Raw genomic sequence first — 15,090 nt, 5'->3', positions numbered from 1 at the left:
TGGTATTATACGGCGTTCACATGCAAAACGCAAGCGCAACGGTACGCAACCGTCCGCCAGAAACGAGTCGGTTTTTGCGCCGAATCAACGTTGCCGGATCGCCGGTTTTCTGCTATACTTTCCAGTTGGATTGATACGCCTCCTGCATGCCAGCGCAGGACACACCCGGCAGGTCTGGAAAGCGAGATTCGTCGCTGTGGAGCAGCTGACCACCATTGTGGGGCATCTCGCTCCGGATCTCGATTGCCTGACAGCAATCTGGATTCTGGTGCGATTCGGCGGCGCACGCAATGCCGCGCTTCAGTTTGTCCCTGCCGGTCAAACGCTTCACAATCGTCCAGCCGATGAAGACCCCCACATCATTCATGTCGATACCGGCGGTGGACAGTTCGACCACCATACACCCGGTGCGCAGGGGGTGTGCGCCGCCGAACTGGTGCGCCGCAGCATTGCTCCCGACGATGAGGCGCTTGCCCGCCTTGTCGCCCAGGTCAACCAGATCGACAACGCATCCGCTCCGCGTGGGTCGCAGGGGTTTTTCAACGTCAACGCGCTGGTCAACGGTTACAATCTGCTGTTCCCCAACCGCCCTCATCATGTCGCTTACGCGATGCTGCCCAACCTGGATGCATGGTATGAGCACGAGCAGCGGCAGATTCGCCTCGAACGAGCGTTTGCGCGGCGTATCGAATTCGATACGCCCTGGGGGCTGGGGATCGCACTCGACGGCGACGATGGCGGTTCGGGTAAACTGGCGTATCGCCACGGCGCGGTGCTCTATGCGTACCGCAACGAACAGGGGTGGATGGGTATTGCCGCCCGGTCACGGTCGAACGTCGATCTGTCACCGGTGTATCATGATTTGCAGATCATCGACCACGACGCCGACTGGTATTTGCATCCAGGGAAACGCATGCTGCTCTGCGGCACGCCCAAAGCGCCGCCGCGCTCACTCTCGCGCCTGACTCTCGATGAATTGGTGCGGGTGATCCAGGGTGAGGCGCTGTTTCTGGAACATTCATCGTCGGTCGCCGACCGACGCAGATGAAGGACGTGCAACGCTTCTCCGCATCCGAACGTGCATGCGGGGATCGTCGGCTCTGGGCGACGATGCGTCTCCGCCGCGCCGTCGCGCGATACCGTAGGTGATACGCCAGTTTCTCAGCACGAACCGTGTACGGGACGATACGCCCTGGAAGCATGCCGGTTTCGGCGACGGTGCGCCGCTCGCGCGCGGTCTTATGGTTCGCCGACTGAGCCAGGCGCCGGTAGGCGCTCTATCAATGGACGACTCCCGGACATCCTGACGGGCAATCACTGCTGTCGAAACTGAGCGGTCACCGATTTCATCTGCATTCCACACGACCAGACTTGAGACATTGCGCCCTGCGCCACTGTGCCTGGACGCATAGCGAAAAGGGGAATGAGATTCTTATGGCGCATAACGATGACCACACACACGCCTCTGCCGGCGCATTGCCGGCGCTCCTGCACGATTCCGGGCTTGATGCCGCGACCCTGATCAACTACTACCGGCAGATGGTGCTCATCCGGCGCTTCGAGGAGAAGTGCCAGGAGATGTATACCAAAGCCAGGATCGGAGGCTTTCTCCATCTGTACATCGGTGAAGAGGCGACGGCGGTCGGTGCGATTTCCGCGCTGCGCCCGGAAGACCATATCTTCACCCATTACCGTGACCATGGGCACGCGATTGCCCGTGGGCTTGACATCAACGCGCTCATGGCGGAATTGTTCGGGAAGGTGACCGGTTGCTCCAAAGGATTGGGCGGATCGATGCACTTTGCCGACGCCAGCAAGAACTTCTGGGGCGGGTATGCGATTGTCGGCAGCCACCTGCCGCTGGCAGTCGGTGTGGCGCTTGGCATGAAGATGCAGCGTAGGGACTCGGTCGTGATGGTGTTCTTTGGCGACGGCGCCACCAATGGCGGTGAGTTCTACGAGTCGCTCAACTTTGCACAACTCTGGAAGTTGCCGGTAATCTTTGTGTGCGAAAACAACCTCTATGCAATGGGTACGCCGCTGGAGGTCCACTCGTCGGTGACCGAGATCTACCGCAAGGCGTGCGCGTTCGATATGAAAGCCGAACGGGTGGACGGCAACGATGTGCTGGTGATGCGCGACGCGGCGCTGCGCGCCGTCGAGTACGCGCGTTCGGGCAGAGGTCCGGTGTTGCTCGAGGCGATGACATACCGATTCCGCGGCCACTCGGCGCAGGATACGCAAAAGTATCGCTCGAAAGAAGACATCGAACGTCACCGACGCAATGATCCGATTGCCCGCTTCCGCGCCATGCTGGTGCAGGAAGGTATTGCAACCGAACAACAACTGCGCGATATTGATCGCATGATCGATGATCAGGTCGAAGCCGCCGTGCGGTTTGCCGACGAAAGCCCGGAACCAGGGCACGAATGGATTACGCAGACGGGAGTCTACGCCGCGCCAATCGCGGTCAATCCCCCCATCCATGGAGAATAAACCATGCCGGTCATCACTGTTCGCGAGGCGCTGCGCCAGGCATTGCAGGACGCAATGCAGGACGAGCGCGTCTTTATCATTGGCGAGGATATCGGGCACTATGGCAGCACCTATGGCGTTACCGCCGGTTTCCTCGAAAAGTATGGACCAGAACGCATTCGCGACGCACCCATCGCCGAGTCGGGCATTGTCGGTATCGCCATCGGTGCGGCGATGGTCGGCATGCGCCCGATCGCCGAGATCATGTCGGTCAATTTTTCGCTGCTGGCATTCGACATGCTCTTCAACCACGCCGCCAAAATCTATGCCATGTTCGGCGGCCAGATGACAGTTCCAATGGTGCTGCGCACGACGAACGGCTGGACGCAACTCTCCGCCACCCACTCACAGTCGTTCGATGTGTACTTTGCGCACATGCCGGGGCTTAAGGTCGTCGCGCCGGCGACCCCTTACGATATGAAGGGGATGCTGAAGGCGGCCATCGAAGACCCCGATCCGGTGGTCTTTATCGAGCATACGCTCATGTATACCGTCAAGGGCGATGTCCCGGAGGAAAGTTATACCGTTCCATTGGGCAAGGCGCGCCTGGCGCGCGAAGGGCGCGACATCACGGTCGTCACCTATTCGCGCATGGTCCATCTGTCGCAGCAGGCAGCCGAGATTCTTGCCCGTGACGGCATCGAGGTCGAGATTGTCGATCTGCGCACGCTACGACCGCTCGATATGAGCGTGGCGCTCGACAGTTTCAAGAAGACGAACCGCGCCGTGGTGGTGACGGAGGACTGGCAATCGTTCGGCACGAGCGCCGAGATTGCGGCGCGCCTGTATGAGTATGGCTTCGATTATCTCGATGCGCCGATTGCACGGGTTAACTTCCGGGAAGTTCCGATGCCCTACTCGAAGAATCTGGAGTTGCAGACTGTGGTGACGGTCGATCGGATCGTTGAGGCGATCCGTAAGACGCTGTCGTAGTGGAGATACCTATGCCCGACATTACCATGCCCAAGATGGGCTTCGACATGCAGGAGGGCACGATCGTTCGCTGGCTGAAGAAGCCAGGTGACGAGGTTCGCCGCGGTGAGCCAATTGCCGAAATCGAGACGGATAAGGTGACTATTGAGATCGAGGCGTTTGAGTCCGGCACTCTCACCGAGATTGTCGTGCCGGAAGGACAGTCGGCGCCGGTCAATGCGGTCATTGCTCGACTTGACGGCGGCAACGGAGCGCAACCGCCCGCCCCCGCACCGATCGCCGAAGCGCCTGCACCCGCGTCCGTCGCTGAAGCGCCTGCACCTGCCACACCCGAGCCGGTTGTCGCGGCGCCCGCCGTGGAAGTGGGAGAGGTCCGCGCATCACCGCTGGCGCGTCGTCTGGCGCGCGAACATGGGGTCGATCTGCGCCAGGTGCGCGGTAGTGGCCCGGCAGGGCGCATCGTGAAGGAAGACATCGAAGCGTACCTGACTGCGCGCGGCGCGGCGCCGGCGCCTGCTCCGACACCCATGCCAAAGGCGCCGGCGCCGGTCCCCACACCTGTACCAACGGCGCCCGCCCCTGCACCTGCGCCGGCAATGGCTGCGCCGACGCCAGCAGTGCAGCCCGCGCCGACGCCAGCAGCGCCCGTTGCGCCGCCAACGCCTGCACTGGTCGGCGCGCCGCTGGCCGCCGTCGTACCGCTGAGCAATATGCGCAAGACCATTGCGCGCCGCATGCTGCAAAGCTGGCAGCAGTTTCCGCACATCTTTGTGTCTATCGAAGTCGATATGGGTGCAGCGCTTGCATTGCGCGCGCAGGCGAACGCCGGACGGGCAAAAGAGGAACAGTTCTCGGTCAACGATATGGTGGTCAAAGCGTGCGCTGGCGCGCTGCTCGCCTTTCCCAATCTCAACGCCTCCTATAGCGACGAAGGGATCATCCGGCATCCGATGGTCAATATCGCCATTGCGGTCGCATTGGAGAGCGGGCTGATGGCGCCGGTTGTGACCAATTGCCAGGACCGCTCACTCGGTTCGATTGCGCGCGAGACCAAACGGGTCGTTGTGCTGGCGCGCGAGGGGAAGATCACCCCCGATCTGCTTCAGGGAGGCACGTTTACGGTCAGTAATCTGGGGATGTACGGCATCACTGAATTCACATCGATCATCACGCCGCCGCAAGCCGCCAGCCTGGCGGTCGGCACAATCCGGCGCGTCCCGGCGTTCAAAGACGACAGCGACGAGGTGGTGGCAAAACATCTGATGATGCTGACCCTCTCGGCGGACCACCGCGTCACCGACGGCGCTGAGGCGGCTCAGTTTCTCAACGAGGTGAAACGCCTGTTGGAGCAACCACTGGCACTGCTGGTAGGGTGATCATTGGGGGGCGAACGACGTGCAGCCCCGGCGCGCCTCACGCATGAACTTAGAGCGCGCGGGGCTGAAGCCGCGCACTCATGTCCTGGAAGCGCTCCGCGCTGACCCGGCGAGTCAGCTTCAACCCGCCACGCTCTCAATCCGCTACGCCCTGGTCGAACCGATATTGTTCACGAAGAGAATCGATGCTGACAAGACGACCCGCCTGATCCTCATAGTGCCAGTACTCCCAGCCATTGAAGGCGGGCTTATGCTGAGCAAGCGCGGCTATTCTGTGGATGGAGCTGGTGATATTGCCCCATTGCAGTTGTGAGTCCGCGCGGACGATTGCCACAACGTTTCGATCGCTTGAGTAGAGATTCTGACCGACGCGAAGATACTGCGCCTCCACAAGTTGACCAAAACCGACACGCGGCATGTCCCGTTTCGATCGCGTTGCGAGCATCGCATCATCGCATACGGATACTGGTGTCTTCTCGATCCGTGTTCTGGCGATTTCGACATACGCCGGATCCAACTCGATGCCAATATAATGTCGCTTCAGTCTGCGCGCGACTACTCCAGTTGTGCCCGAACCGAAAAATGGATCAAGGACCAGATCGCCAGGATTGCTCGATGACAGTATCACCCGGTACAACAGCGCTTCCGGTTTTTGCGTCGAGTGCGCCTTCTTGCCATTGATCTTCACCCGTTCCGCGCCGGTGCAGAGCGGAAGATGCCAGACATTCTGCATCTGCTTCTCTTCATTCAGATGCTTCATTGCGTGGTAATTGAACGTATATTTCTTCTGATCGGCAGACTTCTTCGCCCATATCAATGTTTCGGTTGCGTTCTGGAAGCGAACGCCGCGGAAATTGGGCATCGGATTTGTTTTGTGCCAGATAACATCGTTCAATATCCAGTACCCCAGATCCATCATGATCGCGCCGACACGAAAGATATTATGGTACGTGCCGATCACCCAGATCGTGCCATCGTCCTTGAGCACCCTGCGACAAGCGCCAAGCCAGGCTCTGGTGAATGCATCATACTCCTGAACATCTTCAAACCGATCCCAGGCATCATCAACCCCGTCCACGACCGTTTGATCGGGACGGAGCAATGCGTGACGCAACTGAAGATTGTAGGGGGGATCGGCGAAAATCAGGTCTACCGACTGCTCGGGGAACATCTGCAAAACCTGAATGCAATCACCCTGGATAATTGCATTGATGGGGAGGCGGCATGAATCTGGCGTGACGACCTGCATACATCAACACGACATGGACGATACACCCCTACGATGAACGTCCCATACCAAGCCCTTCGCCCTCTAGTGCGCGCACAATGTCGGTCATCGACAGCACGCCTATGGGCCAGAAGCGCCCATCGTTGCGCTCTTCGACAACGACGAGGCGATGGATATGATTGCGATTGAGCAACTGAATAGCGCGGTCGAGTTCCATTTCGGGCATACAGGTGACAACACTGCGGGTCATAATGTCGCCGACCGGTCCGCGCATCACCGCTTCAAACGACGACCCTTCCTTCCAAGCCCGCAGCAGGTCGGTCTGCGACACAATCCCGGCAAGGTAGCCAGGTCCATCAACGATCACGAGTGCGTGGATGCGGTGCTCTTGCATAAGCGCCAGCGCCTCCTCGACCGGCGTTTCGACCCGGCACGAAATAACGCCATAGTGCATGACATCACTGACACGTTTGTGTTCCACGATGTTCCTCCTATCAGGATTCTCGCGCGGTTGCCACTCTACGAAGTGGTTTGTTGTTCCTGTACCGTGCGCGCGATAGCTTCCTCCTGTGTTGCGCAACGCGCGCCACCTGCGCTGATATACCCGATAACCCGCGCCGGATTGCCGACAACAATCGCGTGCGCCGGCACATCGCAGGTGACGACCGCTCCCGCGCCACACAATGCCCACTCACCGACGGTTACGCCTGTCACGATAATGACACCGGCGCCAATCGACGCGCCCCGCCGGATCAGAGTGCGCCCCACGACCCAATCGGAAGCGCCTTTGAGCGACCCGTCGGGGTTGATAGCGCGCGGAATGCGATCGTTGGTAAAAATGGCGTGCGGTCCAATAAAAACGCCGTCCTCGATGGTCAACCCATGGTAGAGCGACGCATTGTTCTGAATCTTGACGTGATCGCCAATGACGACATCGAAGTCGATATAGACATTCTTTCCGATGATACACCCACTGCCGATCCTGGCGCGCTCGCGGATCTGCGCGCCATGCCAGACGCGCGTCCCGTCGCCAATGTGCGCCTGTGGCGACACCTCTGCGGTTGGATGGATGAAGGTCATCGGTCAACCTCGCTGGAACGCAGTACGGCTCTCTCCATCACGCTTCCTCGACGGCATACGGAATGTGCTCAATTGACACCTCCTGCGCGCGCAATCCAACAGAAATCGCCACCACATCGATCCGCCATGGCGTGTTGGAAGGAAGATCGTGCGCCGCGAGGAACGCATCGGCGAGCGCCATCAGGCGCGCGCGTTTGGCATTAGTGATCGACTCGGCAGCCATACCGGGATCGCGGCCGCGCCGGGTGCGCACTTCGACGAAGACCAGGTCGCCGTCGTGACGCGCAACAATATCGATCTCGCCGGCGGCGCAGCGCCACTTTCGCGCCAGCACCTCATACCCGCGACGCGCCAGAAAGCGCGCCGCCATGGTCTCGCCCCAATCACCGAGGCGCGTGCGCCGCCCGGTCATACCGCCTCACGGATAGATACCACGAATGCGCGTTGCATCTGCCACCCGATTGACGGCAAGCAGATAGGCAGCAGTACGCATATGGACACGACGTTCGTGCGCAGTACGCAGCACCTGATTGAACGCCCCAACCATCACACGCTCGAGTTGCGCATTAACTTCGCGTTCGGTCCAAAAGAACTCCTGCAACCCCTGCACCCACTCGAAATAACTGACCGTCACACCGCCGGCGCCGGCCAGAATATCGGGAATAACAAAGATACCGCGATCGTACAGAATGGCATCGGCTTCCGGCGTAGTCGGCGCATTCGCCGCCTCGCCGACAATCCTGGCGCGGATGCGATCGGCATTGCGCGCGGTAATCTGCATTTGCACCGCAGCCGGCACCAGAATATCGCACGGCAGTTCGAGCAATTCAGCATTCGTCACCCGATCTGCTTCAGGAAAATCGGTGACCGTGCCGGTGCGCTGCTTGTGGGCGACGACTGCTGCAAGCGGCAGACCGTTACGCCGGTAGATGCCCCCTTTGCTATCCGACACCGCAATGATCGTTGCCCCCATTTCTTCAAGCAGGCGCGCGCAGGTAGCGCCGACGTTGCCGAATCCCTGAATCACGATCCGCGCGCCGGCAATCGGGAAGCTCAACGCTTCAGCCGCCTCGCGCAACACATACGACAACCCGCGCGCCGTCGCTTCACGCCGCCCATACGACCCGCCGATCTCGATCGGCTTACCGGTCACGACCGCCGGAACCGTATGTCCGCTATGCATCGAGTAGGTATCCATGATCCAGGCCATCACCTGCGGGTTCGTGCCGATGTCGGGCGCAGGAATATCGCGATCCGGACTGATCAGGATGCTGATTTCCGAAGTATAACGGCGGGTCAGCCGTTCGAGTTCACCCATCGATAATTGGCGCGGATCGACCACAACCGCGCCTTTCGCACCGCCGTAGGGAATATTGACCGTTGCGCACTTCCAGGTCATCAACATGCTAAAAGCGCGCACATCATCGATAGTGACATTGGGATGGTAGCGAATACCCCCCTTCGCCGGACCCCGCGTGATGTTGTGATGGACGCGATACCCAACAAACGTCTCGATCCGACCATCGTCCATTTTAACCGGGAACGTCACCGTCAGTTCACGTTGCGGAACGCGCAGGATGCGGCGGAGACCGGGTTCGAGTTGCAGGATGTCGGCTGCAATATCGAACTGGCGCTGCGCGCTGGCGAGCGCGCTTTCCTGCTCCATAGTCATACGTCCTGTCCTCCTCGTTGAGCATACAGAATCAGACCACATTGTCCGCCTGAGCCACACGTTGCGTAGTATAACACGATAGCAGCGAATGATGGAAGATAGGTTCGGTTGAAGGTTGAAAAGGCGGTAGACTTTCGGCAGTTGGTTGCCGGTGCGCTTAGCCCTTAACCGAATCCTCCACGCCATGCTATAATATCTCCTGGTGATTTGGACGTGAAAGGTTCTTCCATGGCATCACAATCACGCTCACAGCGTCGTCGCCAGCAGCAGCGCGCCAGAGCGCAGCAGCGCCCCGCTGCACCTGCGCTGGCGCGACCCGTTGATAAACACCCGCCAAAGACGAACATTGCTGCGCCTGTTGATACCACGACACTGGCGGAGGATGAAGCAGAGAATCTTGCGACGCCGGCTACGCGAGAAGAAGCGGCGCTGCCGGTTGCGTCGGCGATCGGTCAGCGTTCTCACAGCACCGGTCGCGTCGCGCCTGAGCGCGAGATGGCAACCGGCGCCTCATCGCGCCGTCAGCGGCGGCAGGTGCGCCCCACAGCCGAGGCAGTCGATTACACGCTCGATTACGCTGTTGCGCGTCACGATCTACGCCGGATTGCCATCCTTGCCACGCTCCTCCTCGCCGCCATGATTGCACTGCGCGTCTCCGGTGTGTTGTAATCAGGACGAAATGTTGTGACATCTGAGCGGGTTCAGAGTAAGGCAGCACGATTACGCCGAATCGAACACCTGCTCTACAACGCCCCCGGCGGTCTGCGTGTCGTCGATCTTGCGGAGCGCTGCGGCGTTGATCGCCGCACGATCTACCGTGACCTTGCGGCCCTCGAAGAGATGGGCGCGCCGGTCTGGCAGCAGGGCGGGCGCTATGGCATTGAACGCGACTCGTACCTTTCGACGGTGCGCCTGAACCTCAACGAGGCTGTGGCCCTCTTCTTCGCAGCGCGGCTGCTTGCCCACCACAGCGACGAACACAACCCGCATGTCGTTTCGGCGCTGCAAAAACTGGCGACAAGCCTGCCCGACGCGACTGTGTCATCACATATCGCTCGCGTTGCCGACCTTATTCGTGAGCGGGCGCATCGGACGGCGTACATCCGGGTGCTCGAAACGATCACCCGCGCCTGGGCTGACCGGCGGTGCGTTACGATTGACTATCGCGCGGCAAGCGGTGATGTGACCCAACGGGTGATCGAGCCATATGTGCTGGAAGTGGCGCGGAGCGAACCGGCATCCTACGTGGTTGCGCACGATCGGCTACGCGGCGCGTTGCGCACCTTTAAACTCGAACGCATCGCGCAGGCGACGATACTGGACGAGACCTACACCATTCCTGACGATTTCGACCCCTATGCGCATTTTGGCGCTGCCTGGGGGGTGATCAACGAGACTGAGGTCGAGGTGCGCTTGCGCTTCACCGGCGACGCTGCGCGACGGGTGCGTGAAAGCGTCTGGCACCACAGCCAGCAGATCATCGAGCGCGCCGATGGCGGGTGCGACATGGTCCTGCGGGTCGGCGGCGTGCGAGAGATTCGTTCATGGGTATTGAGTTGGGGAGCGGATGTGGAGGTACTGGCGCCGGAAGTGCTGCGGAACGATATTCGCGATCACGCGCAGCGTCTGGCGGCAATGTATCAGGACTGAGGAGTGAGAACCAGGAATTCAGCCTGAAGCAAACGGTTCCTGGTTCTCGATTCGCGGTTCTCCTCATGCATCCTCGCCGTAGATTTCCTTGAGCAGGCTGCGCTTTTTAGGTTCCGGCTTCTCACGTTCGGCACGGCGGCGCGCGATTTCCGCCTGCTGATCCTGGCTGGTGCGCAGGCGGCGCATGAAGCGATCAACCTGCCCGGCAGTGTCCACAATGCGCTGCTCACCGGTGTAGAACGGATGACAGTTTGAACAAACATCGACACGCATGTTTTCGCGTGTGCTGATCACGGGCCAGACCGATCCGCATGTTCCGCAGACCACCTGAGTATAGTAGTGTTTTGGATGAATACCCTTCTTCACGGAGACGCTCCTATTCCGCCGCGTAGACGCTGACGCGCTTCTGGTTGCGCGAATGCTGTTCAAAGGTCACCACACCGTCGATCAGCGAATAGATCGTATAATCGCGCCCCAAACCCACATTAGCGCCAGGCTTGAATTTCGTCCCGCGTTGGCGCACAATGATCATCCCCGGTTTGACGCGCTCACCGCCAAAACGCTTGACTCCCAGCATTTTTGGATTGCTGTCGCGACCGTTGCGCGAACTTCCAACACCTTTTTTATGCGCCATTGGTTTCTCCTTCCGGTGTGTTCGTCACGTGCTGCTCATTGGCGCCGACAACGATTTTATCGATCGACACGCGGGTATACTCCTGCCGATGACCGGTGCGCCGGCGGTAGCGTTTCTTATTCTTGTAGCGAAATACCACGATCTTGTCGCCTTTTTCCTCACCCAGCACCGTCGCCAGGACTTTTGCGCCATCGACCGTCGGTGCGCCAACGAGCGGCATCTCGCCGCCGATCAACAACACCTCGCCGAGTTCGATGGCACTCCCCGGTTCGGCGTCTAGCAGCGCGATGCGCAGCGTCTGCCCCTCTTCGACGCGGTACTGCATTCCGCGGTCACGCACAATAGCGTACACTGCTCTGCTCCTCAACCCTGTGGGCGCACACAGGCGCCCAAAGCAACACACAAGAAGAAGAGAGTGGTAGACCCACTCTCTCGCTTTCACTCGCGCTATTATACCAGACCGGAATAGCGGCGTCAAACCAAACATGGCGCCTCAGGTTCGGACATGAGTTGGGACAGGGGGAAGGACCAACGCAGCGAAGGCTTCCGGCGCATTGCCGATGATCCGCCGCCGCGCGTGAGGTGAAATACGCCATCGTTGCCTCAGCAACACACACCCCCCCGAAGAGCGTCTCCATTGCTGGACCTTGTTGCGCTGCCCTCCCCCTGGTATTCGCTCCTCATCGGGGATGGTCTCCGCTCCCCAAATACCGTCCCCGTCCAGGGAATTGCGCAACCCTGCTCCGATCAACCGCGCGCCTGGAGAGACGGACAACCACAGCGCCAACATCTGCTCCATCCGATGCTGCTGCTTGTACATCCGTCGAGTCATGCCCGGCAGTCGGGTCACATCCCGGCAGGAAGGCTCGATCGGCATCCGGCGTTGCGAGCAGCGCACCCCGCGCGCGGGCGCCAGAACTGGCGGCTCCCTGGTCATTTCGAGCGCAGCGAGAAATCTAACCATCCGGCGCGTGGCGCGTGCTATGACAAGGTCCGGCGATCATTGTTGAAGATGTCTCGCTCCGCTCGACATGACAAGGAGAGGACGGCGTGCTCCGCGCGCCGTGCCAGGGACCCGTGGCTCCCTGGTCATTTCGAGCGCAGCGAGAAATCTAACCATCCGGCGCGTGGCGCGTGCTATGCCAGGGAGCGGCGGCTCCCTGGTCATTTCGAGCGCAGCGAGAAATCTAACCATCCGGCGCGTGGCGCGTGCTATGACAAGGTCCGGCGGTCGTTGTTGAAGATGTCTCGCTCCGCTCGACATGACAAGGAGAGGATGGCGCGCTCCGCGCGCCGTGCCAGGGACCCGTGGCTCCCTGGTCATTTCGAGCGCAGCGAGAAATCTAACCATCCGGCGCGTGGCGCGTGCTATGACAAGGTCCGGCGATCATTGTTGAAGATGTCTCGCTCCGCTCGACATGACAAGTACGAGGACGGCGCGCTCCGCGCGCCGTGCCAGGGACCCGTGGCTCCCTGGTCATTTCGAGCGCAGCGAGAAATCTAACCATCCGGCGCGTGGCGCGTGCTATGACAAGGTCCGGCGGTCGTTGTTGAAGATGTCTCGCTCCGCTCGCCATGACAAAGGAGGATGGCGCGCTCCGCGCGCCGTGCCAGGGACCGGCGGCTCCCTGGTCATTTCGAGCGCAGCGAGAAATCTAACCATCCGGCGCGTGGCGCGTGCTATGACAAGGTCCGGCGGTCGTTGTTGAAGATGTCTCGCTCCGCTCGCCATGACAAAGGAGGATGGCGCGCTCCGCGCGCCGTGCCAGGGACCGGCGGCTCCCTGGTCATTTCGAGCGCAGCGAGAAATCTAACCATCCGGCGCGTGGCGCGTGCTATGACAAGGTCCGGCGGTCGTTGTTGAAGATGTCTCGCTCCGCTCGCCATGACAAGGAGAGGATGGCGCGCTCCGCGCGCCGTGCCAGGGACCCGTGGCTCCCTGGTCATTTCGAGCGCAGCGAGAAATCTAACCATCCGGCGCGTGGCGCGTGCTATGGCAAGGTCCGGCGGTCGTTGTTGAAGATGTCTCGCTCCGCTCGCCATGACAAAGGAGGATGGCGCGCTCCGCGCGCCGTGCCAGGGACCGGCGGCTCCCTGGTCATTTCGAGCGCAGCGAGAAATCTAACCATCCGGCGCGTGGCGCGTGCTATGGCAAGGTCCGGCGGTCGTTGTTGAAGATGTCTCGCTCCGCTCGCCATGACAAAGGAGGATGGCGCGCTCCGCGCGCCGTGCCAGGGACCGGCGGCTCCCTGGTCATTTCGAGCGCAGCGAGAAATCTAACCATCCGGCGCGTGGCGCGTGCCATGCCAAGGAGCGGCGATCGCGCACAGGCGCCGCGCGTGTGCTGCCGGGAGCGCCTGACCGATGTCGGCAGCGTGATCGGCGGTGATGGGTCATCGAAGCGACGTGGCATCAATGGGCGGATAGGGATACCCGTGTGCATGGAGATTCCCCGTGTTGCAAACCAGGGGTATCGGTTGTGAGGCTTCTCATTTGGGTGTCCTGACTCATGTCCGAACCTCAGTGGTTCATTCCACCGAACGATACGCTTCTAGCGCCTCGCGCGGGGTACGCACCGTCGGGATGCCATCGAACGAAACGCCGGACGCCACCAGGGTGCGCGCCAGGTCTGCCGAGATGCCGCTGATCGCCACGCGGCACCCGATCAAGCGCAGCGCCTGCACAGCGCGCCCAAGCAACGATGCGGCGCGTTCATCGACATTCGAGGCGCCGGCGATGTCGATGACCACCAACTGCGCACGTTGGGCGCTGGCGACTTCCAGCAAACGCCCCACGAATGCCTCAGCCCGTCGATCATCAATCGGACCGACGACCGGCGCCAGCAGCACCCCCTCTGCCAGCACGATTGCCGGCGTTTCCAGTTGCGTCACCAGGTCGAGCAACTGTTGCTGGCGCCGGTTCTGCTCCTGCAACACCTGCGTTTGCTCCTCCAGAGTCTTTGCCTGCGAGTCGGCGCGGGCGCGCGCTTCCTCGGCACGCTGCGCATTCGCATTTGCGCTACGAATCGCCGTATCGGCGATGATCCGGCTGAGCGCCATGCTCAGGACAATGAACGCAAAAATCGCGATCGTGCGCAGGTCGCCCGTGTACGCAGTCATGTACCCGGCTTCCGGTCCGGCGCGCACGGTCAGGATAGCGAGCACGCCAAACATGCTGATCAGAATCCAGCGCGGTCCGCCAAGGATTTGCGCGAGCGCCATCGGCGCCAGGACGATCAGCCCCTGGTATGGGCGCACCAGCATGTCGGGCGTTCCAATGCCGACAGCAATCGTCACGATAATGATATCCACGATGCCCGCCTGTTCCCAACCGCGCCAGTACGCCCACAGCACCCCGATGATGATCAACGTCGTCGCTATGCCAAGCGGAACGATAATGTCGTTAATGTTTCTGATCGCCTGACCAATGACCAGCAGAATCGTGCCGATCAGTTGGAGCGCCAGCAGGGCAAAAACAACCTGTCGTTGCGTCATACGATTTCTCTCCTGGTGGGGAAGCGTCCCGGCGCATAGCGATCTACCGAGACCAAGCATCTCGCAGTTCCCATCCGACATGGTCCTCCTGCGCGGGTGATCATATCACCGCAGAGCCGCCAGGGGATGCCGGATGTGCTTCTTCGCATCTCGCCTATGCGACCTTCTGATGAGAAACGTTCAACCGACAACGCTCTTGCTTCACGTCTCTCGAAGTCGGACGACTTCCCGGAAGCGCGCCGGAACTACGCCTCACCAACGTGTTGTGGCACGTCCACATCGATAGGATAGACCTTCCCCCAGAGACGTATTCGACCTTCCCGCATGCATCCCCTGGCGGGCGCCCATTGCAGACGCTCCGACCGACAACGATCCCGTGGGCAAGCGGCGACGTGGTGCGGAACTACGGCAGATGCAACGCGCGGGCGCACGGGTAAACGGCGACATGGTGCAGCGGCGCAAGGCGCCATTGCCGCCTTCTTCCAAAC

At 60.7% G+C, this 15,090-nt stretch carries 16 protein-coding genes; 7 read left to right on the top strand and 9 right to left on the bottom strand.

Annotation, left to right across the window (positions count from 1 at the left end; translation table 11 throughout):
* Positions 1 to 196 precede the first annotated feature (196 nt).
* From RCAS_RS10345 to RCAS_RS10330, 4 genes are all read left to right on the top strand, one after another.
* Entirely contained in the window at positions 197 to 1,048 is an 852-nt protein-coding gene (locus tag RCAS_RS10345; protein WP_049768819.1) for a hypothetical protein, read from the top strand.
* 386 nt (positions 1,049 to 1,434) lie between these two features.
* On the top strand, positions 1,435 to 2,496 hold the full coding sequence (pdhA, locus tag RCAS_RS10340; RefSeq protein ID WP_012120525.1) for a pyruvate dehydrogenase (acetyl-transferring) E1 component subunit alpha: 1,062 nt from the start codon (positions 1,435 to 1,437) through the stop codon (positions 2,494 to 2,496).
* Between the two features lie 3 nt (positions 2,497 to 2,499).
* Positions 2,500 to 3,468 (top strand): alpha-ketoacid dehydrogenase subunit beta, encoded by a 969-nt coding sequence (locus tag RCAS_RS10335; RefSeq protein WP_012120524.1) that lies wholly within the window; start codon positions 2,500 to 2,502, stop codon positions 3,466 to 3,468.
* Positions 3,469 to 3,479: 11 nt separating this feature from the next.
* Entirely contained in the window at positions 3,480 to 4,844 is a 1,365-nt protein-coding gene (locus tag RCAS_RS10330) for a dihydrolipoamide acetyltransferase family protein (RefSeq protein WP_012120523.1), read from the top strand.
* Positions 4,845 to 4,980: 136 nt separating this feature from the next.
* Here RCAS_RS10330 and RCAS_RS10325 read toward each other — a convergent pair whose 3' ends face one another.
* The 5 genes from RCAS_RS10325 to RCAS_RS10305 form a co-directional block, all read right to left on the bottom strand.
* Positions 4,981 to 6,015 (bottom strand): site-specific DNA-methyltransferase, encoded by a 1,035-nt coding sequence (locus RCAS_RS10325; RefSeq protein WP_269634014.1) that lies wholly within the window; start codon positions 6,013 to 6,015, stop codon positions 4,981 to 4,983.
* A gap of 106 nt (positions 6,016 to 6,121) precedes the next feature.
* A complete protein-coding gene (locus RCAS_RS10320) occupies positions 6,122 to 6,553 on the bottom strand; it encodes a CBS domain-containing protein (RefSeq protein ID WP_012120521.1) in 432 nt (143 codons plus the stop codon).
* A 38-nt stretch (positions 6,554 to 6,591) separates the two neighbouring features.
* Positions 6,592 to 7,152, bottom strand: coding sequence for an acyltransferase (locus RCAS_RS10315; RefSeq protein ID WP_012120520.1), 561 nt, complete (start codon positions 7,150 to 7,152; stop codon positions 6,592 to 6,594).
* A 37-nt stretch (positions 7,153 to 7,189) separates the two neighbouring features.
* Positions 7,190 to 7,564, bottom strand: coding sequence for a YraN family protein (locus RCAS_RS10310; RefSeq protein WP_012120519.1), 375 nt, complete (start codon positions 7,562 to 7,564; stop codon positions 7,190 to 7,192).
* A gap of 6 nt (positions 7,565 to 7,570) precedes the next feature.
* Positions 7,571 to 8,824, bottom strand: coding sequence for a Glu/Leu/Phe/Val family dehydrogenase (locus tag RCAS_RS10305; RefSeq protein ID WP_012120518.1), 1,254 nt, complete (start codon positions 8,822 to 8,824; stop codon positions 7,571 to 7,573).
* 228 nt (positions 8,825 to 9,052) lie between these two features.
* Between RCAS_RS10305 and RCAS_RS10300 the strand changes: the two genes are divergently transcribed.
* On the top strand, positions 9,053 to 9,493 hold the full coding sequence (locus RCAS_RS10300; RefSeq protein ID WP_012120517.1) for a hypothetical protein: 441 nt from the start codon (positions 9,053 to 9,055) through the stop codon (positions 9,491 to 9,493).
* 15 nt (positions 9,494 to 9,508) lie between these two features.
* A complete protein-coding gene (locus RCAS_RS10295) occupies positions 9,509 to 10,474 on the top strand; it encodes a helix-turn-helix transcriptional regulator (RefSeq protein WP_012120516.1) in 966 nt (321 codons plus the stop codon).
* A gap of 63 nt (positions 10,475 to 10,537) precedes the next feature.
* On the opposite strand, the gene rpmE is transcribed toward RCAS_RS10295, so the two are convergent.
* From rpmE to rplU, 3 genes are read right to left on the bottom strand one after another with little or no spacing between them, the layout of a single operon-like run.
* Positions 10,538 to 10,840, bottom strand: a complete 303-nt coding sequence (gene rpmE, locus RCAS_RS10290; RefSeq protein WP_012120515.1) for a 50S ribosomal protein L31 — start codon at positions 10,838 to 10,840, stop codon at positions 10,538 to 10,540.
* Between the two features lie 10 nt (positions 10,841 to 10,850).
* Positions 10,851 to 11,108, bottom strand: coding sequence for a 50S ribosomal protein L27 (gene rpmA / locus RCAS_RS10285; protein WP_012120514.1), 258 nt, complete (start codon positions 11,106 to 11,108; stop codon positions 10,851 to 10,853).
* Positions 11,098 to 11,460 carry a 50S ribosomal protein L21 gene (gene rplU, locus RCAS_RS10280; protein ID WP_012120513.1) on the bottom strand — a complete coding sequence of 121 codons (363 nt, stop codon included), beginning with the start codon at positions 11,458 to 11,460 and terminating at the stop codon, positions 11,098 to 11,100. Before rplU ends, rpmA begins: the two co-directional genes overlap by 11 nt.
* A gap of 1,951 nt (positions 11,461 to 13,411) precedes the next feature.
* Between rplU and RCAS_RS25135 the strand changes: the two genes are divergently transcribed.
* Complete coding sequence (locus RCAS_RS25135) at positions 13,412 to 13,591, top strand: hypothetical protein (RefSeq protein ID WP_157042612.1); 180 nt, start codon at positions 13,412 to 13,414, stop codon at positions 13,589 to 13,591.
* A gap of 45 nt (positions 13,592 to 13,636) precedes the next feature.
* Here RCAS_RS25135 and RCAS_RS10270 read toward each other — a convergent pair whose 3' ends face one another.
* Positions 13,637 to 14,602: an STAS domain-containing protein gene (locus tag RCAS_RS10270; protein WP_012120512.1), complete on the bottom strand. Its 966-nt coding sequence runs from the start codon at positions 14,600 to 14,602 to the stop codon at positions 13,637 to 13,639.
* Between the last annotated feature and the right edge of the window lie 488 nt (positions 14,603 to 15,090).

This window comes from Roseiflexus castenholzii DSM 13941 (assembly GCF_000017805.1).
Lineage (GTDB): Bacteria > Chloroflexota > Chloroflexia > Chloroflexales > Roseiflexaceae > Roseiflexus > Roseiflexus castenholzii.
Note: the sequence above shows the minus strand (reverse complement) of the source record. Positions and strands in the feature narration are given on the sequence as shown.